Origin of the sequence: Umezawaea sp. Da 62-37 (assembly GCF_032460545.1) — a bacterium.
In the GTDB taxonomy this organism is placed as follows: Bacteria; Actinomycetota; Actinomycetes; order Mycobacteriales; family Pseudonocardiaceae; genus Umezawaea.
The window spans coordinates 4,096,218-4,115,568 of the sequence record NZ_CP135965.1; the positions used below are offsets into that span (position 1 = coordinate 4,096,218).

Annotated in this window: 20 protein-coding genes; 2 read left to right on the forward strand and 18 right to left on the reverse strand. The window is 70.0% G+C overall.

Annotated elements, in window-relative coordinates; genetic code table 11:
- Positions 1-3: 3 nt before the first annotated feature.
- The 17 genes from atpA to rpmE all read right to left on the reverse strand — a co-directional run bounded on the left by atpA (position 4) and on the right by rpmE (position 15,553).
- Complete coding sequence (gene atpA / locus RM788_RS18190) at positions 4-1,650, reverse strand: F0F1 ATP synthase subunit alpha (RefSeq protein ID WP_315932890.1); 1,647 nt, start codon at positions 1,648-1,650, stop codon at positions 4-6.
- 65 nt (positions 1,651-1,715) lie between these two features.
- Positions 1,716-2,543: a F0F1 ATP synthase subunit delta gene (locus RM788_RS18195; RefSeq protein WP_315932891.1), complete on the reverse strand. Its 828-nt coding sequence runs from the start codon at positions 2,541-2,543 to the stop codon at positions 1,716-1,718.
- A gap of 10 nt (positions 2,544-2,553) precedes the next feature.
- Positions 2,554-3,099: a F0F1 ATP synthase subunit B gene (locus RM788_RS18200; protein ID WP_399345025.1), complete on the reverse strand. Its 546-nt coding sequence runs from the start codon at positions 3,097-3,099 to the stop codon at positions 2,554-2,556.
- Between the two features lie 32 nt (positions 3,100-3,131).
- Positions 3,132-3,377: an ATP synthase subunit C-like protein gene (locus tag RM788_RS18205; RefSeq protein WP_315934669.1), complete on the reverse strand. Its 246-nt coding sequence runs from the start codon at positions 3,375-3,377 to the stop codon at positions 3,132-3,134.
- A 67-nt stretch (positions 3,378-3,444) separates the two neighbouring features.
- On the reverse strand, positions 3,445-4,227 hold the full coding sequence (gene atpB / locus RM788_RS18210) for a F0F1 ATP synthase subunit A (RefSeq protein WP_315932892.1): 783 nt from the start codon (positions 4,225-4,227) through the stop codon (positions 3,445-3,447).
- 190 nt (positions 4,228-4,417) lie between these two features.
- Positions 4,418-4,870: a Cg1360 family ATP-synthase-associated protein gene (locus RM788_RS18215; RefSeq protein ID WP_315932893.1), complete on the reverse strand. Its 453-nt coding sequence runs from the start codon at positions 4,868-4,870 to the stop codon at positions 4,418-4,420.
- Between the two features lie 105 nt (positions 4,871-4,975).
- Entirely contained in the window at positions 4,976-5,554 is a 579-nt protein-coding gene (locus tag RM788_RS18220; protein WP_315932894.1) for a Uma2 family endonuclease, read from the reverse strand.
- Positions 5,555-5,600: 46 nt separating this feature from the next.
- Positions 5,601-6,185, reverse strand: coding sequence for a Uma2 family endonuclease (locus RM788_RS18225; protein ID WP_315932895.1), 585 nt, complete (start codon positions 6,183-6,185; stop codon positions 5,601-5,603).
- A 39-nt stretch (positions 6,186-6,224) separates the two neighbouring features.
- Positions 6,225-7,391: a glycosyltransferase family 4 protein gene (locus RM788_RS18230; RefSeq protein WP_399343950.1), complete on the reverse strand. Its 1,167-nt coding sequence runs from the start codon at positions 7,389-7,391 to the stop codon at positions 6,225-6,227.
- Between the two features lie 82 nt (positions 7,392-7,473).
- Positions 7,474-8,124 carry an L-threonylcarbamoyladenylate synthase gene (locus RM788_RS18235; RefSeq protein WP_315932896.1) on the reverse strand — a complete coding sequence of 217 codons (651 nt, stop codon included), beginning with the start codon at positions 8,122-8,124 and terminating at the stop codon, positions 7,474-7,476.
- A 37-nt stretch (positions 8,125-8,161) separates the two neighbouring features.
- Complete coding sequence (locus tag RM788_RS18240) at positions 8,162-9,820, reverse strand: DUF6461 domain-containing protein (RefSeq protein ID WP_315932897.1); 1,659 nt, start codon at positions 9,818-9,820, stop codon at positions 8,162-8,164.
- Positions 9,821-9,886: 66 nt separating this feature from the next.
- The gene (locus tag RM788_RS18245) at positions 9,887-10,414 is read right to left on the reverse strand and encodes a hypothetical protein (protein WP_315932898.1); all 528 of its coding nucleotides are present in this window, start codon (positions 10,412-10,414) and stop codon (positions 9,887-9,889) included.
- 205 nt (positions 10,415-10,619) lie between these two features.
- Positions 10,620-11,483, reverse strand: coding sequence for a peptide chain release factor N(5)-glutamine methyltransferase (gene prmC, locus RM788_RS18250; protein WP_315932899.1), 864 nt, complete (start codon positions 11,481-11,483; stop codon positions 10,620-10,622).
- Between the two features lie 58 nt (positions 11,484-11,541).
- Positions 11,542-12,927 carry a dihydrolipoyl dehydrogenase gene (lpdA, locus tag RM788_RS18255; protein ID WP_315932900.1) on the reverse strand — a complete coding sequence of 462 codons (1,386 nt, stop codon included), beginning with the start codon at positions 12,925-12,927 and terminating at the stop codon, positions 11,542-11,544.
- A gap of 10 nt (positions 12,928-12,937) precedes the next feature.
- On the reverse strand, positions 12,938-14,146 hold the full coding sequence (locus tag RM788_RS18260; protein ID WP_315932901.1) for an acyl-CoA thioester hydrolase/BAAT C-terminal domain-containing protein: 1,209 nt from the start codon (positions 14,144-14,146) through the stop codon (positions 12,938-12,940).
- A gap of 18 nt (positions 14,147-14,164) precedes the next feature.
- Positions 14,165-15,229, reverse strand: a complete 1,065-nt coding sequence (gene prfA / locus RM788_RS18265; protein ID WP_315932902.1) for a peptide chain release factor 1 — start codon at positions 15,227-15,229, stop codon at positions 14,165-14,167.
- A gap of 105 nt (positions 15,230-15,334) precedes the next feature.
- A complete protein-coding gene (gene rpmE, locus RM788_RS18270) occupies positions 15,335-15,553 on the reverse strand; it encodes a 50S ribosomal protein L31 (protein WP_315932903.1) in 219 nt (72 codons plus the stop codon).
- 285 nt (positions 15,554-15,838) lie between these two features.
- Between rpmE and RM788_RS18275 the strand changes: the two genes are divergently transcribed.
- The gene (locus RM788_RS18275) at positions 15,839-16,225 is read left to right on the forward strand and encodes a hypothetical protein (protein WP_315932904.1); all 387 of its coding nucleotides are present in this window, start codon (positions 15,839-15,841) and stop codon (positions 16,223-16,225) included.
- Positions 16,226-16,335: 110 nt separating this feature from the next.
- On the forward strand, positions 16,336-16,965 hold the full coding sequence (locus RM788_RS18280; RefSeq protein ID WP_315932905.1) for a hypothetical protein: 630 nt from the start codon (positions 16,336-16,338) through the stop codon (positions 16,963-16,965).
- A 57-nt stretch (positions 16,966-17,022) separates the two neighbouring features.
- Here RM788_RS18280 and rho read toward each other — a convergent pair whose 3' ends face one another.
- Positions 17,023-19,131, reverse strand: coding sequence for a transcription termination factor Rho (gene rho, locus RM788_RS18285; RefSeq protein ID WP_315932906.1), 2,109 nt, complete (start codon positions 19,129-19,131; stop codon positions 17,023-17,025).
- Positions 19,132-19,351: the final 220 nt, after the last annotated feature.

Here is a 19,351-nt window from a genome sequence, read left to right on the forward strand (position 1 = left end):
ACGTCACTTCTCCACCGGAGCGGGTCGGTTGACCTTCACCGACTCGTGTCCGACCTTGTCGGCGTCCATCGCCTTGGCGTGCGACTCGGGAACGACCGAGGAACCGTCCGTGGCGGTGAACTGCTGCTTGAACGCGTTGACCGAGTCGACGATGGCCTGCTTGGCGTCATCCGGCAACTTCTTCGTCTCGCGGATGCCCGAGAGGATGTCGCCGTTGTTGCGCCGCACGTACTCCAGGTACTCGGCCTCGAAGCGGCGGATGTCGCCGACCGGGATCGAGTCCAGGTAGCCCTTGGTTCCGAGGAAGATCGAGACGACCTGCTCCTCGACGGGCACCGGGGAGTACTGGCCCTGCTTGAGCAGCTCCACCAGTCGGCCACCGCGGTCCAGCTGGGCGCGCGACGCCGGGTCGAGGTCCGAGGCGAAGGCGGAGAACGCCTCCAGCTCGCGGAACTGCGACAGGTCGAGGCGCAGCGAGCCGGACACGTCCTTCATCGCCTTGATCTGTGCGGAGCCACCGACGCGGGAGACCGAGATACCCACGTTGACGGCCGGGCGCACACCGGCGTTGAAGAGGTCCGACTCCAGGAAGCACTGGCCGTCGGTGATCGAGATGACGTTGGTCGGGATGTACGCCGACACGTCGTTCGCCTTGGTCTCGATGATCGGCAGGCCGGTCATCGAGCCGCCGCCCATCTCGTCCGACAGCTTCGCGCACCGCTCGAGGAGGCGCGAGTGCAAGTAGAAGACGTCGCCGGGGTAGGCCTCGCGGCCCGGCGGGCGACGCAGCAGCAGCGAGATCGCGCGGTACGCCTCGGCCTGCTTGGTCAGGTCGTCGAACACGATCAGGACGTGCTTGCCCTGGTACATCCAGTGCTGGCCGATGGCCGAGCCCACGTACGGGGCCAGCCACTTGAAGCCCGCGGAGTCGGACGCCGGGGACGCGACGATGGTCGTGTACTCCATCGCGCCCGCCTCCTCCAGCGCGGCCTTGACGCCCGCGATGGTGGAGCCCTTCTGGCCCACGGCGACGTACACGCAGCGGACCTGCTGGTTCGGGTCGCCCGAGTCCCAGCCCTTCTTCTGGTTGATGATCGTGTCGATGCAGACCGCGGTCTTGCCGGTCTTGCGGTCGCCGATGATCAGCTGGCGCTGGCCGCGGCCGATGGGGGTCATCGCGTCGATCGACTTGATGCCCGTCTGCATCGGCTCCGACACCGGCTGGCGCTGGAGCACCGAAGCCGCCTGGAGCTCCAGGGCGCGGTTGTCGTCCGCCACGATGTCGCCGAGGCCGTCGATGGGCGCGCCGAGGGGGTTGACCACGCGGCCGAGGAAGCCGTCGCCGACCGGCACCGAGAGCACCTGGCCGGACCGCTTGACCTCCTGGCCTTCCTCGATCTTGTCGAAGTCACCGAGGATGACCGCACCGATGGTGCGGACCTCGAGGCTCAGCGCCACTCCGAGGACCCCGCCGGGGAACTCGAGGATCTCGTTCGTCATCGTGCCGGGCAGGCCTTCGACGATGGCGATGCCGTCGTAGGTCTCGGCAACGACACCGACCTCTTCCCGGTTGACCTCCGGGGAGTAGCTCGAGACGTACTTCTCGATCGCACTGCGGATCTCGTCCGACGAGATCGTCAGCTCCGCCATGTCGTTCCTGCTCTCACTTCGTTCATGGGAAAGGGGCTTTGGTGAAGCCGCGGTTCCGGTTCTGGTCAGCCGGCGAGGTCGCGGCGGAGGGCCGCCAACCGACCAGCCACGCTTCCGTCGATGACCTCGTCGCCGATCTTGATCAGCAGGCCACCGGCGAGCGAGGCGTCAACCTCGACGTGCAGTGCGATCGGTCGTGAATAGATCGTGGTCAACGTGGTGGCCAGGCGTTCCTGCTGAGCCGCGCTCAGCTCCACCGCCGTGCGGACGTGCGCCACGGAGCGCTCGCGGCGCTTGGCCGCGAGGTCGGCGAGCCGCATGAGCCCGTCGACGACGTGCGCGCCGCGGGGCTCGCGCACCAGTTGGTCGACCAGGGGCTTGGTGATCGGCTCGACCTTGCCCGAGAGCAGGCCGTCCACCAGCTCGACCTTGCGGTCGGGCGTGACGGAGTGGTCCGAGAGCACCAGTTCGAGGTCCTGCGACCCGGCCACGATGCGGCCGAGCCGGAACAGCTCGTCCTCCACCGAGTCGAGGCGGTTGTCCCGCTCGGCGCGCACCATCAGCACCGTCTGGGCCAGCGACTCGACGCCGTCGACCAGCTCGCGCGGGCTCGACCACTTCGCGGTGACCACCGCGACCAGTACCTGGAGGGTCCCCGCGGAGACCTTGCCCGAGAGCAGGCCCTTCACGAGCTGCTCGCGGCCCGCCCGTTCGGACGAGGAGTCGCCGAGCGCGCGCCGCAGCTGCGGCTGCGCCGTCAGCAGGCTGACCACGGAGAACAGCTCGTCCCCGTAGGTGGTCAGGTCTTCGGCGTTGGTGGTGGCGTCGACCAGCTCGAGCAACCGCAGTTCAGCGGCTGCCAGTGCCTCTCGACTCGCTGCGTGGAACGTCATCGGCGTCCTCTTACTTGCCTGCCGGCGCCGCTACGGCGTCCAGCTCGTTGAGGAAGCGGTCGACAGTGCCGCGGCGACGGGCCTCGTCCTCGAGGGCCTCGCCCACCACCTTGCCCGCCAGCTCGACGGCCACCCGGCCGAGATCGGCGCGGAGTTCCGCGACGATCTGGGCGCGCTGCGCGTCCAACTGGTGCTGGCCCTGCGCGACGATCCGCGCGGACTCGGCCTGTGCCTGCTCGCGCAGCTCCTCGACGATCTGCGTGCCTTCGGCGCGCGCGTCGTCACGGATGCGGGCGGCCTCGGCACGGGCCTCGGCCAGCTGCGCCTTGTACTCGTCGAGAGCCTTCTGCGCCTCTGCCTGCGCCTGCTCGGCGCGCTCGATGCCACCCTCGATCTTCGCGGCGCGCTCTGAGTAGAGCGCCTCGAAGCGGGGCGACACGAACTTCTGCATGATCCAGAGCAGCAGAAGGAAGGCGACGAGGCCGAGGATCAGCTCCGAAATGTGCGGAATGACCGGGTTCGGAGCTTCCTCCGCCGCCAGGATCAAGGTGTTCACCACGACGTCTCCCTACGCGATGAGGCCGGTAATTAAGCGGCCGAAGCGATGAAGAAGAGCACGAGGCCGATCAGGGCGAGCACCTCGACGAGCACGAAGGTCGTCCACGCGATGTTCATCAGCGGGCCACGGGCCTCCGGCTGACGCGCGGTGCCGTTGATGACCGCGGCCCAGATGAGACCCACGCCGATGCCGGGGCCGATCGCGCCGAGGCCGTAACCGATGAGGGCGAGACCGGGGTTGATGTTGACTGCCTCGGCGGCCTGTGCAAGAACCATGCTCACTTGCGTATCCCTTTCGAACTCGTTCCGCGGTTGGCGCGGAACGGGGGCTTGTTGTTGTCGCTCAGTGGTCTGAGGCCAGCGCCATACCGATGTAGCTGGCGGACAGCAGGGCGAAGATGTAGGCCTGGATGACCTGGATCAACGCCTCGAGGAACGTCATCGCGATGGCGAAGGCGAAAGACAGCAACGAAACAGGCTTCAAAAGGCCGCCGGCTTCGATGAGCAGGTACTCACCGGCCAAGGTGAACACCAACAGGATGAGGTGACCCGCGAACATCGCGGCGAACACTCGGATCGCCAGCGTGATGGGGTTCATGATGAACTTCGAGAAGAACTCGATCGGAGCCAGCAGGATGTACACCGGCTTCGGCACGTTCGGCGGGAACAACTGGTTCCGCAGGTAACCGACGAAACCGTGGCGCTTGAACCCGACGTAGTGGTAAACGGGGTACACCACGAGCACGGACACGGCGAGCGGGAAGCCGATGTGCGACATCGTCGGGAACTGGATCAGCGGAATGATCCCGAAGAGGTTGTTCACCAGGACGAACGTGAACAGGGTGACGATCAGTGGCACGAACGGCTTGAAGTCCTTGCCGCCGATCTGCTCCCTGGCGATCGTGTTGCGGCCCATGTCGTAAACCGACTCGGCGATGAACTGGAACTTGCTGGGCACGAGCTTGAAGCTGCGCGTCGCCAACAGGAAGAACACCGCGATGATGACGATCGACAGAACGACCAGCACCATCGGCTTGGTGACACCACCGAAGATCGGCGGCAAGAAGAAATCCTTAGCGCTGGGAGGAACGAAGGTTCCACCCTCGGCCAGCACCAGTTCGCCCACTGGGCTCCTTCCGGTTCTCCCGGCCGGCGTTCACTCCGCCGGGGGAATCGTCACGATCAGGACTTAACGTACCTTACGGACCGCAGACACCTGCCAGCGGCACCCCCCTCGGCCAAGCCGGAGGAGGGGGCGTCCAGGTCTGCGGGCGAACCATATCAGCCGGTAGGGACTTCCCGGACGGGCGTACGGCTCAAGACGGTTCAGCGGCCGTCGACGGGATCACGTTGAGGCTCTTGCTCCGTTTGGACGCACGGCCTTCGGCGGCCGCCGCGACGAGAATCGTCGCGATCATCGTGATTGCGACCGAGTTGGTGTGCAGGAACTCCACATCGCGCAACAGAATCATTACGCCGAGCAACACCAGCATCTTGAGCATGAATCCGCCAAGTGCCGCGGCCATCACGAAGTGCACTTCCAGTGCCGCGGTCCGGTGCATCAACCACAGCGTCGCCAAAGAAGACGCGATGATCACGAGACCACCCACCAGCGCGCCGAGGGCACCCGGAGCGCCGTGCAGCACCCCGAACACCACGACACCCAAGACCACCGTGACCACCGTCGGGATGAGCGCGCCGCGGAACATCGCTCCCGCCAGTCCGCGCACCATGCCGGCATGAGTCAGATCTTCGCTGGTCTCGCTCATACCACCGAGTGTAAGAGGTTGGATTTCCACGCTTCGCGCAGGTGCGGATTCGGGCATCCGGGAGGACTCGGTGATGAACCCGCCGTGAACATCCGCGGAAGTCGATCAGACCAGTCGGTCCAAACCGAGTCGCAGCGGGAACGGCGCGGTGAGGGCGAAGACGCCCGTCACGGCGGGCAGCGCCCGATAACCGCCCTCGCCCGAGAGGTGGCAGGCCACCAGCGTCACCGGGTCCGCGATGTCGACCATCCAGTAGTGCGGGATTCCCGCGTCGGCGTACTCGCCGCGCTTGTCCACGCTGTCGGTCCGCCGGGAGTCGGGCAGCACGATCTCGATCGCCACGACCACCTCCGACGCCCGGAACGGCCCACCTTCGGCCCGCGTCCGCCGCATCGCCCCCCGGTGCACGACGACCAGGTCCGGACGGCGGGAGAACCCCGGCTGACCGGGCGGCGCGAGTTCGAGGTCCACGTCGACGGACTGCACCACCGCCAGGTCGTCGGGCAGCTGCGGCCGCAGCTGGTGGTACAGCTCCCCCGAGGCCAGGTTGTGGTCCGGCGTCGGCCCCGGCGACAGCAGCAGCCTGCCTTCCAGCAGCTCGGTGTACCCCGACTCGACCTCGCCGAGCGCCGCGTACTCCGCCGCGGTCAGCAGGTGGTGCATCGGATCCGGGAGCACTGACATGCGATCCAGTGTTCCAGAACCGCCACCGGCCGCGGCGGACCTCGCCTCACACCAAGCGGAGCCGGTCCACGTCGATCGTGATCGGGAAGGGTTCGGTCGTGGCGAACCCACCGGTGACCGCGGGCGCTTGCTGGTAACCGAACTCGCCCGCCAAGTGGCATGCGATCAGCGACACCGGCTCCACGATGTCGATGATCCAGTAGTGCGGGATGCCAGCGTCGGCGTACTCACCGAGCTTGGCCACGTAGTCGGTTCGACGTGAACCCGGCGAAACGATCTCAGCGATCACCAGGACCTCGGAGGCTCGGAGTAGCCCACCCTCGGCCCGGACTCGCATCAGCGCGTCCCGCCCTACGAGCACGAGGTCCGGACGGCGGGAGGAGCCGGGCTGCCGTGAGGGAGCGAACTCGAGGTCGACGTCGACATCCGGGATGAGGAAGACCTCATCCGGCAACTGCGGGAGCAGCTGCTTCACCAACGCCACCGAGGCGAAGTTGTGGTCGGGTGTCGGGCTTGGCGACGTGAAAAGGCAGCCTTCCAGCAGTTCGGTGTACCCCGACTCGACTTCACCAAGAGAGGCGTACTCGGCGATGGTGAGCAGGTGGTTCGGCGGAACTGGAAGCGCTGTCACTGCATCTCCTCGGGTCTTCGACCAGTCTCCCACGACCGGTCACTGGCCGCGGCGGACCTCGCGCAGCCTGGGGATCGCGCTCACGAACAGCGCGACGAGCAGCCCGAACCCGAAGCACCAGGCCACCACGCGCACGTCGAACAGGGTCAGCGCCACCGCGCCGAACGCCAGCACACCGGCCCACAAGTAGATGAGCAGCACCGCGCGCCGCTGGGAGTGGCCGATCTCCAGCAGCCGGTGGTGCAGGTGCATCTTGTCCGCGGAGAACGGGCTCTCGCCGCGGCGGGTGCGCCGGACGATGGCCATCAGCAGGTCCAGCAGCGGCACGAACAGCACGGCCGCGACGACCAGCAGCGGGGAGAGCAGGGCCAGCAGGTCGGGGGCGCCGAGGCTGGCGTAGTTGAGCTTGCCGGACGCCGACGTCGTGGCGGCGGCGAGCATGAGGCCGATCAGCATCGACCCGGAGTCGCCCATGAAGATGCGGGCCGGGTTGAAGTTGTGCGGCAGGAAGCCGAGGCAGGCGCCCGCGAGGGTCGCCGCGATCAGCGCCGGCGGGTACGCGCCGACGTCGCCCTGGTTCTTGGCCAGCAGCCCGATCGAGAACGCGCAGGTCGCCACGGCGGCGATCAGACCGATGCCCGCGGCGAGGCCGTCCAGGCCGTCGACGAAGTTCATCGCGTTCACCATCGTCACGGCGAGCAGCACGCTGAGCAGCGCGCCCTGGTTCTGGTCGAGCGAGAGCAGCGAGCCGGTACCCGCGCCGTTGTCGCCCCACGGCACCCAGAACACCAGCCACTGGAGGCCGAACAGCACGAGCAGGCCCGCGGCGGTGACCTGGCCCGCGAGCTTCGTGAGCGAGTCCAGTTCGAACCGGTCGTCGAGCACGCCGACGAGCACGATCACGCCGCCGCCGACGATCACGGCGTACGGGTCGTTGGAGAAGTCGAACGCGGAGCGCAGCACCGGGAGCTGGTGCGCCAGCATCATGCCGCCGAGGACGCCGCCGTAGATGGCGAGGCCGCCCATCCGGGGCATGGGCTTGACGTGCACGTCGCGTTGCCGGGGGTAGGCCACGGCGCCGATCTTGAAGGCGAACACGCGGACCAGCCCGACGAGCAGGAAGGTGACCACCGCCGCCGTCAGGGCGACGAGCAGGTACTCCCGGACGGGGAGGACGGTTGACGCTGAAGCTGGCAACGGGCCCACGGCTGGAAGGCTGACCCCTCGGTAGGCCGGGTGAGCGGCGGTGAGTTATCCGGCTCCACCGTACTCGGTGGACCAAGATCGACTAGCGGGCGACCTCGACTTCGAGGCCCAGCACCTCGGAGACCTCCGCGACGGGCACCGCGCCCTCGCGCAGCACGATCGCCTCGGGGCCGGTCAGGTCGACGATGGTCGAGGCCACGTTCTCGCCCGACGTCCCGCCGTCCAGGTACACCCCGACCGCGTCGCCGAGCTGCTCACGGGCGTTCCACGCGGTCGACGCGGGCGGGAAACCGCTCTTGTTCGCGCTGGACACGGCCATCGGGCCGACCTCGCGCAGCAGTTCCAGCGCGACCGGGTGCAGCGGCATCCGCAGCATGACCGTGCCCCTGGTCCGGCCGAGGTCCCACGACAGCGACGGCGCGTGCGGCAGGACGAGCGACAGGCCGCCCGGCCAGAACGCCTCGATCAGCGCGCGGGCCTGCCGGGGCACGCTCAGCACCAGGCCGTCGATCGTGGTCCAGGAGCCGACCAGCACCGGGACGGGCATGTCCGGCCCCCGGCCCTTCGCCTCCAGCAGGGAGCGCACGGCGGCCGCGTCGAACGCGTCGCAGCCCAGGCCGTACACGGTGTCGGTGGGGAGGACGACCAGACGGCCCGAGCGCACGGCGCCCGCGGCCGCGGCGAGCCCCGCCGCGCGGTTGTTCAGCTCACTGGTGTCGTAGACCGTGCTCACCCCGGACAGGGTAGTGATCGGGCTCGCGGAGCCACCGTCAGGCCTGTTCTTCCACCTCGTAGCCGACGGCGGAAGCCAGGTCGTCCGCCGTGACCACCTGCCCGGCGAAGCGGGCTGCCGCCGTCAGGAGCTTCGCTTCCTGGTGGCGCAGGTCCTGGAGGTCCACGGCGTCGAACGCGGTCCGGACCTCCGGGTCGTCGCTCGGGCACGGCCCCGGCTCGAACGACGCCAGCACCTCGCCGTCGCGGGCGAACGACAGCAGGGTCAGCGCGTTGACGTTCCAGAACGCGCTCGCCACCCGGCCCTTCCGCGAGAGCGGTCCGATCACCTCCTCGCGAGTCCCCAGCACGCCGTTCTCCTCGAACACCACGACCGCGTCGCCGACCGCCGCGACCGCGATCCACGACCTGGTGAAGTCCTCCCGCAGCCGGTCCGCCGGTCGCGGGTCCGCCGGGTCGCCGCCGAACGCCCGGACCACCTCGTCGACCGGGGAGCCGACCACCACGGTGATCGCCGCCGCCTGGTCCAGCGTGCTGCCGGAGACCCACCGGTGGGCTGCCTCCGGCGCGACGACCACCGGCGGTTCGGGCTCGCCGCGCAGCCGGTGGCCGAGCCGGTCGGTGCGCAGGTGCACCACGTCGGGCGCCGCGGGCGCGCGCCACGTCGTCAACGAGTACTGCTCCTCGTCGCCGTCGTCGCGCCCGGTGGCCCGCACCAGCAGCCGGTACTCCCCCGGCCACGGCGGCGCCTCCGCCCGGCGCCCCTGCCCCGACGTCGGCCCGCCCAGCCGCGCCGATCCGACCTCGGCGGTCCAGGTGGTCTCCACGACCTCGTCCCAGCCCTCCAGGTCGATCCCGTCCGGCGGCCCCTCCAGCACGTGCAGCGCCACCGAGGCGACCCCCTCCGCCAGCCCCGTCCGCACCACCGCGCCGCCCGGCACCGCGACCACCAGCCCGTTCGCCGAGAAGTCCACCTCCTCCGGCACGTCGCCCTCGGCCAGCGCGAACCGGTGGTCCCGCACCGGGGGCGACGCCGACGACCAGTGCGGGTACCGGTACTCCGCCCGCCGCTTCGCCAGCACGGCCGCCGCGTGGCAGTCCGGCATCGGCAGCCCCGGCAGCAGCAGCGCCGCCGTGCCGATCGCGGTCCCCACCACCGCGGCCGTCGTCACCGACCAGTCCTCCCCCAGCGCCCGCAGCACACCCGCCGACACCACCGCGCACAGCGCCAGGTGCGCCGCCCCGTGCCGCGCCGCGACCGCCTCCCCGTCACCGCCCGCGTCCACCCGCAGCAGCGGGGCGACGGCGTCGTCGCCCACCAGCCCGGCGACCACCTCCGCGACCACCTCGACCGCGCCGGGGTGGCAGATCTCCAGCAGTCGCAACGCTTTCGCGGTCTCGTCCCCGGAATCCGCGTACGCGAACCCGAACGTCCCCCGGCGCGCTTCCAGGTGCCGCACCAGTTCGGGCGGAACCGGCACGCGCAACGCGTCGACCACCTGCTCCAGCGCACCGGCCAGCCGCCCGGCCGACTCAAGCCCGCGCACGGCGTTCACCACGGCCGACCCGCGCTTCCGACGCCGGGCCCTTCCCGGCGTGACGGCGAGTCCGCCGAGTTCGGCGGCCGCGCCGAGCGGGATGTGCTCCAGCACCAGGGGAATCGAGCGGGCGACGGCGGAAGCCAGGTCATGATCCACCGGGGCATCCTGGCAGCGGGCGGGGCCGCGCGGGGGCGGAACGCGGGCGGCGGTTCGGCCGTGGGGTCAGCGGTCTGCGCGGCCGACCGGTGCGCGCAGGTTCATCACGCGGTACTGCCAGGCGAAGGCGGCGACCAGGAAGACGGCGAGCAGCGCGCCGGAGCCCACGAGGGTCGCGCTGCCCATCAGGCCGCCGGTGACGACCGGGACGACGCCGAAGACGAGCAGGAGGCAGGCGAAGGCGAACACGGCGCGGTGGCTGTTGCGGGGCTTCGGCTCCTCGCCGCGCCCCAGCAGCTCCTCGGCGAACTGGTCGAGTTCCGGGTCGCACGTGTCCAGCGCCAGGATGCGGTCGGCCAAGCGTTCGACGATGACGACGCCGCTGTCGCCGATCAGGCCGCGCACCTCCATCGACCGGACGGCGAGCGCGTACCCGAGGTAGTGCCGCAGCAGCGCGGTGCCCTCGGCGGACCACGCGGACTTGGCCAGGCGTTCCAGCTCGACGACGGCGTGGGCGGGGGCGCCGGGTTCGTAGATCTTCGGGAAGATCGCGCGGGCCTGTTCCACCAGGCGGAAATCGGTCTGGGGTTCCACGCTCCGCAACCATTCGAGCTGAACATCGAGCCATAAGCGGAATTCGGACCACTCATCCGGCTTATTGACAGTCACGTTACTCCCCTCTGAATGGCCGGTTGGCAATTCTGCCAGATCAGAAGGCAATTCGCACGGAATGCCCTTCGGGTCCGCGCTAATGCGGGAACCGCACCGACAATTCCACCGGTGCGGGGATCCGCCGCGGCTACACCCTCCTCGCGGTCGCGAAACGCGGCCTACCTGCGAGGTCCTGGTGGTCGGCCACGTCCGTGAGCACGCGGCGGGCGCTCAGCAAACTTGGCACGGACTCGCCGTGGCCGTCGTCGTGTTCGACGGCCAAGTACCCGCCGGGCCGCAACAACCGCGCGGAAAGGCCCACCACGGAGCGGATCACGTCCAATCCGTCGGCGCCGCCGAACACCGCCGCGTGCGGGTCGTGGTCGGCGACTTCGGGTTGCACCGGCGTTCCTTCCGGCACATAGGGCGGATTGCACAGCACCAGGTCGACCGTCCCTTCCAGATCGACCAGCACACCGGGTTCGGTCACGTCGCCGGAGTGCAGCAGGATCGGCGTGTCACCCGCCAGCACGCGCGCGTCGGAGTTGTGCCGGGCCCACGCCAGCGCGTCCACGTCGCGCTCCACCGCGTGCACGACGGCGTCCGGGCGGGCGTTCGCCGCGGCCAGCGCCAGCACCCCGGACCCGGTGCACAGGTCGACGACGACGGGCCGTTCGACGCCCCTGATCCTGGTGAGCGCCCACTCCAGCATGAACTCCGTCTCCGGCCGCGGGATGAACACGCCCGGCCCGACGTCGACCCTGATCGCGCCCATCGGCGACCAGCCCAGGATGTGCTGCAACGGCACCCGTTCGGCCCGCCTGCGCACCAGCTTGTGCAGCGTCTCCAGCACCTGCTGGTCGACCATCGGGATGAGCGGGAGCCGGGACCGCTCCACCCCGAGCACGTGGGCGGCGAGGTACTCGGCGTCGACGCGGGGACTGTCCACACCGGCCGCCGTCAGCATGCGCTCCGCCTCGACGAGGGCCAGGCGGATGGGCTGTCGATTCATGCCCGGATGGTAGTGGCGGCGCCGGGCGGGAGCGCCCGGCACCACACCACCGAGGGGGTCAAAAATTGATCATGTGGCCCGCGAGCCCGTGCACGGCTTCCTTGACGGCCTCGCCGAGCGTCGGGTGCGCGTGGACGTTGCGCGCGACCTCGGTCACCGTCAGGTCCCACTGCTGGGCCAGCGTCAGCTCGGGCAGCAGCTCGGTCGCCTCCGGCCCGATGATGTGCGCGCCCAGCAGCTCGCCGTGCGCCTTGTCGCTGATCAGCTTCACGAACCCGCCGGGCTCGTTGAGGCCGTGCGCCTTGCCGTTGGCGGTGAAGGGGAACTTCGCGACCTGCACGTCGAAGCCCTTCTCGCGGGCCTGCGCCTCGGTGTACCCGAAGCTCGCGATCTGCGGCTGGCAGAACGTGGCGCGCGGGATCATCACGTAGTCGAGTTCCATCGTCTCCGCGTCGCCGATGGTCTCGGCGGCGACGATGCCCATGGCCTCGGCGGCGTGCGCCAGCATCAGCTTCGCGGTGACGTCGCCGATCGCGAAGATGTGCGGCACGGAGGTGCGGCAGCGGCCGTCGATGGCGATGGCGCCGCGCTCGGTCAGCTCCACACCGGTCTTCTCCAGGCCGTAGCCCTCGACGCGCGGCTGGAAACCGATGGCCTGCATGACCTTGTCGGCCTCCAGGACCTCTTCCTTGCCGTCCTTGGTGACGGTGACGCGCACCTTCGGGCCGGACTCGTCGATCGAGTCGACGCGGGTGCCGGTGCGGACCTCGACGCCGAGCTTCTTGTAGCGCTTGGCCAGCTCAGTGGAGACCTCGACGTCCTCCAACGGCACCATCCGGTCGAGGAACTCGACGATGGTGACCTTCACACCGTAGTTGTGCATCACGTAGGCGAACTCGACGCCGATCGCGCCCGCGCCCGCGATGATGATGCTCTCGGGGAGCTCCTCGCTGAGGATCTGCTCCTCGTACGTCACCACGCGGTCGCTCTTGGCCGTGCCGGGCAGCATCCGGGTCGTCGCGCCCGCCGAGATGATCGCGTGGTCGAACGTCACCGTCTCGCCGTTCACGACGATCGTGCGGTCGTCGGTGAACTCGCCGCGGCCCTGGTACTCGGTGACGCCGTTCTTCTTCATCAGGAAGTGCACGCCCTTGACGCGCCCCTCCGCGACCTTGCGGCTGCGCTGGAACGCCACCCCGTAGTCGAAGGTGACCGTGCCGTCCACCTTGATGCCGAAGGTCTTCGCCTCGTGGGTGAAGATGTGGGCCAGCTCGGCGTTGCGCAGCAACGCCTTCGAGGGGATGCAGCCGACGTTGAGGCACACACCGCCCCAGTACTTCTCCTCGATGATCGCGGTCTTCAGGCCGAGTTGGGCCGACCGGATCGCGGCGACGTACCCTCCAGGGCCCGCACCGAGGACCACGACGTCAAAGTGTGCGCTCATGCTCCCCAGACTAGGTGTCCAGGAGCTCCGAGAAGAACTTGAGCGACCGACGCCACGCGTCGGCTCGGGCGGCGGCCGTCGCGGACGGCGTGCCGCCCATCTCGAAGGTCACGCCGGGGCCGGGCACGCGCACGTCGGTGGCCGACCGGTGGGGCGGCCCGGCGATCAGGTGGCCCGCGTCCGGGTAGCTGACGTGCTCGTAGGGGAACGGGTGCTCGTGCTCGTCAAGCCTGCGCTTGGCGATCTCGCTCAGCCGCTCCGACGGCCAGTTCCGGTCGTCGCCCGCCGACAGCAGCAGCACGCCGCCGCGGATGCGCTCGACCGGGATGACCGCCTCCTCGGGGACGCCGTCGTCGAGGTCGAACGCCTGCCGCAGCGCCACCGGCTCGTCGTCGACGACGGCGGCGCGCAGGGCGTCCGGCACGGAGCACGGCAGGTACGGGAGCCGGTCGCCGCGCCACGTCCACGGGGCGGCCTCGTCCTGGAGCACGCGCAGGAGGTTCGCGCGGGGCCCGACGCCCTGGGTGACCACGCCGCTGCCGACCACGCTGACCACGGCCCTGACCTCGGGGAACGAGGCGCCGATCAGCAGCGCCGCCTCGCCGCCGCGCGAGCCGCCGATGACCCCGATCTCGCCCGCCCGCGCGGACAGGTAGGAGACGGCGGTGCCGAAGTACTCCAGCGGGACGTCCACCAGGCCCTCCGGCAGGCCGGGCGCCCCGAAGTAGGCCAGCGCCAGCGCGACGAACCCGTGCCCGGCCAGCAGGGCGGCGTCCAGCTCGTGCAGGCCGCCCTCCGAGCCGCCGAGCACGATCACGCCGGGGTGCATGTCGTCGTCGTCGTCCGGCGCGAACAGCACGCCGACCAGCCCGTCCTCGTCGACCTCGGTGCGCACGACGCCCTCGGGGAGGGTGCGGCGCTCGATCCCGACCTCGCCGACGCCCTCGACCTCCAGCAGCGTCGCGCCCGCCGCGCGGCCCGTGGGCGCGAGCGACCAGAACAGGCCCATGGGGTCGACGCCGGCGTAGTCGCCCTCGACGGGCGCGTGCCGGGTGAGGTCGACCACTCCCCGCTCGTCGGCGACGAAGACCGCCCGCGACGCGCGGTCGCCGGTGGTCAGGGTGATGGTGGCGGGCGAGTCGGGGGGTAGACCCGTGACGCGGACGGCGAGACCCGTGTCGAGGGGAGCGCCTTGGGGATCAACCACAACCTCGGCCACAGCGCGCCTCCTCGTCAGTCACCCGCCAGCGAGTCGCTCCGCCCGGTCGGCCGTCGCGAGCGCGTCCAGCACCGCGTCGAGATCACCGTCGAGCACCTGGTCGAGATTATGTGCTTTGTACCCGACCCGGTGATCCGAGATGCGTGATTCCGGGAAGTTGTACGTCCTCACCCGTTCGGACCTGTCGACCGTGCGGATCTGGGTCTTGCGGGCGTTCGACGCGTCCTGCTGCGCCTGCTCCTCGGCCAGCGCGACCAACCGCGACTGGAGCACGACCATGGCGCGCGCCTTGTTCTGGAGCTGGCTGCGCTCGTTCTGGCAGGACACGACGATGCCGGACGGCAGGTGCGTGATGCGGACCGCGGAGTCGGTCGTGTTGACCGACTGGCCGCCCTTGCCCGACGAGCGGAACACGTCGACGCGCAGGTCCTTCTCGTCGATCTCGACCTCGACGTCCTCGGTCTCCGGGAACACCAGGACACCGGCGGCGGAGGTGTGGATGCGGCCCTGCGACTCCGTGACGGGCACGCGCTGCACGCGGTGCACACCGCCCTCGAACTTCAGCCGCGACCAAACGCCGTCCGCGGCGGGGACCTTGCTCTTGATGGCGACCGTGACGTCCTTGAAGCCGCCCAGGTCGGAGTCGGTGCCGTCGAGGACCTCGGCCTTCCAGCCGTGGCGCTCGGCGTAGCGCAGGTACATGCGGAGCAGGTCGCCCGCGAACAGGGCGGACTCCTCGCCGCCCTCACCGGACTTGATCTCCATGACCACGTCCGACGAGTCGTGCGGGTCCCGCGGCAGCAGCAGCTCCGTGAGCCGTGACTCCAGCTGCGGAATCCTGACCTTCAACTCCTCGGCCTCAGCCGCGAAGGACTCGTCCTCGGCGAGTTCGGACGCCGCTTCCAGGTCCTCCCGAGCCTGCTCCAGGTCCCGGACAGCCCTCACGATCGGCCCCAGCTCGGAGTACCGCTTCCCGAGCTTGCGCGCACCCGCCTGATCCGCGTGCACGCCCGGATCAGCCAGTTGCCGCTCCAGGTCGGCGTGCTCGGCGAGCAGGTCCTCGAGCGGTTGGGGCTGGTTCACGACGACTCCTGTGCTTCGTACCGCTGCTGCGCTTCTGCCCTGAACAGACGAAAACGGCGTCCCGCCCGAGCCCGACCGGGCTCGAACGGGACGCCGTTGACGAAGCTACTTGGCGGCGGTGCGCTTGCCGTAGCGAGCCTCGAAGCGCGCGACCCGGCCACCGGTGTCGAGGATCTTCTGCTTGCCGGTGTAGAACGGGTGGCAGTTGGAGCAGACCTCGACGTGGATGGACCCGGAGGACTTGGTGCTGTGCGTGGTGAACGCGTTCCCACAGCTACAGGTCACATCGGTGGAGGTGTACTGCGGGTGGATGCCAGTCTTCAACGTCTCGTCCCTTTCAGCGGTGTGGCCGCCGGGTCCCCGGGATTGGGGTGAACCGGAGCCGGACTCGACTAGAGAGTCTGCCAGATGCTCTGACGAAGACGAAAACGCCGGTTGACCTCCCTTTGTTCCCACACGTCGGGGGTGACTCGCGCCACTGGTCACCCCCGCCGTTCGCCGACGTCGCGCCTCCGTTCGGCGCAGCGGGTCGCCACTTGACCGATCAGGGCAGCGCACCGGACCACCGGCCCACACAATTGCCGGGTGCTCTGCGCCACTGGACGCCCATTGAGCCTGCCGACCTGGCTCGCCGTGCCGTACCTCTTCACCATCGCCGTCATCGGCCTGACCGGCTTCACCAGCCTCCTGCTCGGCTCCTCGGACTGGTCGATCGGCCTGTCCACACCCGTGTTCGGCGCCGCCACCGCGGTCGCCCTCGCCACGAGCGACGCGGTCCGCTGGTACTCCACCTGGCAACGCCGCTGGCTCCGCTGGACGTACCCGTGGTCCGTCCTCGCCCTCGGCATCGCCGTCGATGGCGTCCGCCTCCCGGTCCTCGCCATGATCGGCCTCGGCGTCCCCGCCGTCGCGATGCTCATCCGCTGGTACGTCGTCGAACGCCGCCGCACCACCACCCTCGAGGCCGGCAGCCGGTACACCTCGGCGAGCTGCTGACCCACGATCCCGTCGACCGCGGGGCCCAGGCCGCGGAAGAACCCCGATGCCGACCTCGGTTCCCCCGGACGGCCCCGGTGCGGACCGCCGTCGTGGATACCGTCGAACCCATGTTCTTCGAACCCGATCCCACCGCCCAGGACCTCGTCGAGCCCCCGGAGCCCCCACCGACGCCTCCGTGGCTGTCACCACCGGCCGAGGAGATGGGGGTGATCGTCCCGTTCCAGCGCGTCGTGTTCCGAGGTGACAGCGTCGTGGTCGTCCTTTCCTCGGCGCGGGTCTACACCACCGGTTGCCTCCTCCTCACCGAAGTCGTGGCCCGGCGCGGTGACATGCCGCTGAACGAGTGGTGGGAACTGCGCGGCATCGGCCACTCGACGATGTTCACCGGCGTCACCGCGGAAGGTGGCCTGCCGGACAAGGTGCTGAGGTTCGGTGTCCGCCTCCCCGACGGCACGAAGGCCACCACCCTCGGTGGACTCCGCCGCGCCGCCGCGCGCGAGGTCCCGCCGAGCGGATCGACCCTGACCTGGACCCCGGTCGGCGGCGGCGGGCGCAGCGGTGGCGGCATGCACCTCAACCACACCGTCCACGGCCTGTGGCTGTGGCCGCTGCCGCCACCCGAACCGCTCGAGTTCGCGGTGGAGTGGCCGTTCGGCGGCATCGACCTGACGATCGTCGAACTGGACGGCCGCCTGATCACCGAGGCCGCCGGGCGCTCGGAGCCGTACTGGCCCTGAAACGGCACCAGGGCCACTCCCGGAGGAATGGCCCTGGTGGACGGTCGAGCGAGCAGGTCAGACGCCCTCGTTGCCGGGGGTGGTCTTGGCGACCTGCATGAGGAACTCGATGTTCGTCCGGCTCTTGCGCAGCCGGTCGAGCAGCAGCTCGATGGCCTGCTGGCTGTCGAGCGCGTGCAGCACGCGGCGGAGCTTGTGCATGACCGCGAGCTCGTCCGGCGACAGCAGCAGGTCTTCCTTGCGGGTACCGGACGGGTCGACGTCCACCGCGGGGAAGATCCGCTTGTCGGCGATCTTGCGGTCGAGCTTGAGCTCGGCGTTGCCGGTGCCCTTGAACTCCTCGAAGATCACGCTGTCACCGGCGGAGCCGGTCTCGACGAGCGCGGTCGCGATGACGGTGAGCGAGCCACCGTTCTCGATGTTGCGCGCCGCGCCGAGGAAGCGCTTCGGCGGGTAGAGCGCCGTCGAGTCGACACCACCGGACAGGATGCGCCCGGACGCCGGGGCGGCCAGGTTGTACGCACGGCCCAGGCGGGTGATCGAGTCGAGCAGCACGACCACGTCGTGGCCCATCTCCACGAGGCGCTTCGCGCGCTCGATGGCCAGCTCGGAGATGGTGGTGTGGTCCGACGGCGGCCGGTCGAAGGTCGAGGCGATGACCTCGCCCTTCACCGAGCGCTGCATGTCGGTGACCTCTTCCGGACGCTCGTCCACGAGGACGACCATCAGGTGGCACTCGGGGTTGTTCGTCGTGATCGCGTTCGCGATCGACTGGAGCACCGAGGTCTTGCCCGCCTTCGGCGGCGACACGATCAGCGCGCGCTGGCCCTTGCCGATCGGCATCACCAGGTCGATGACGCGCGTGGTGAGGATGTGCGGCTCGGTCTCGAGGCGCAGTCGCTCGTTCGGGTACAGCGGCGTGAGCTTGGTGAAGTCGTCCCGGTTCTTGAGCTGGTCCGGGTCCAAGCCGTTGATCTTGTCGACGCGCACCAGCGGGTTGAACTTCTGCCGCTGCTGCTCACCGTCGCGCGGCTGGCGGACGGCGCCGATCAGCGCGTCGCCGCGGCGCAGGCCGTACTTGCGGACCAGCGACAGCGAGACGTAGACGTCGTTCGGGCCCGCGAGGTAGCCGGAGGTGCGCACGAAGGCGTAGTTCTCCAGCACGTCCAGGATGCCCGCGACGGGCAGCAGGACGTCGTCGTCGCGCACCTCGGTGTCGGGAGCGCCGGGGGCGCCGCCCTCGATCCGGCCGCCACGGCGGCGGCGGTCGCGGAAGCGACGGCCGCGACGACCGCCCTCCTCGTCGTCGTCCTCCACCACGTTGTTCTGGCGGTCGTTCTGGCGGTCGTTGGACCGCTCGTTGGACCGCTCGTTCTGGCGGTTGCGGCCCTGGCCGCGCTCGGGGCGCTCGCCGCGCTCCGGCCGGTCGCCGCGGTCCTGGCGGTTGCCCCGCTCGGGGCGGTCGCCGCGGTCGCCGCGGTCCTGGCGCTCGCCGCGCTCGGGACGCTGCTGCTCACCGCGCTCGGGGCGCTCGCCCTGGTTGCGGTCCTGCTGCGGGCGCTCCTGCTGGGTGCGGTCCTGCTGAGGACGCTCTTGCGCCGGACGCTCCTGGGCGGGGCGTTCCTGCGCCGGGCGCTCCGGGGAGCGCTCGACGGCGGGTGCCTCGGCCGGGGCCGCCACAAGCGCCTCCGGGCTGCCCGCGGCACGGCCGGAGGACCTGCGGCGCCGGTTGTTGCGACGGCCGCCCTCCTCCTCACCGCCCGTCGCGGACTGCTCGGTGACCTCGAGCTGCTGCTGGACCGGCTTCTCCACCGGGGCGGACTTCTCGACGACACGAGGAGCCTCGACCGCGGGTGCCTCGGCGACCTTCACGGCCGCGGGCTTCTCGGTCTTGGCGGGCGGGGTCGCGGCACTGCCCCGACCGGAGGTACCACCCTGCTTTTCCTTGATCGCCGCGATGAGGTCGCCCTTGCGCAGACCCGCGGTTCCGTTGATGCCGAGTTGGCCCGCGAGCTCACGAAGCTCCGCGAGCACCATGCCGGACAGACCTGCCCGCTTGCGCGGGGCGCTGCCGTTGGAAGGGGTGGACAGGGCGTTCTCCTCGGCTCCAGAACTGGCAGCGGCTTCGGGAGCAGCGTTGCTGCTCAACAAATCGGTGTTGCTCACACAAGTCCTTCCTGACCGGACCCCGCCTCCTACGCGGCCCAGCGGACCTGCCGTCCGACGGAATGCGGAACGGCAGTTCGTCCGATGAAGACGGATTCGACGCGGCGATTTCGCACTTACGACGAGGTCCGTCGGCACGGGACTTCTCGGTCACACGGCGATCGGGTGCCCATTCAGCCTGGACCCCGCCCTTGCGGCACAGGGTCACCTGGCTGGCTGG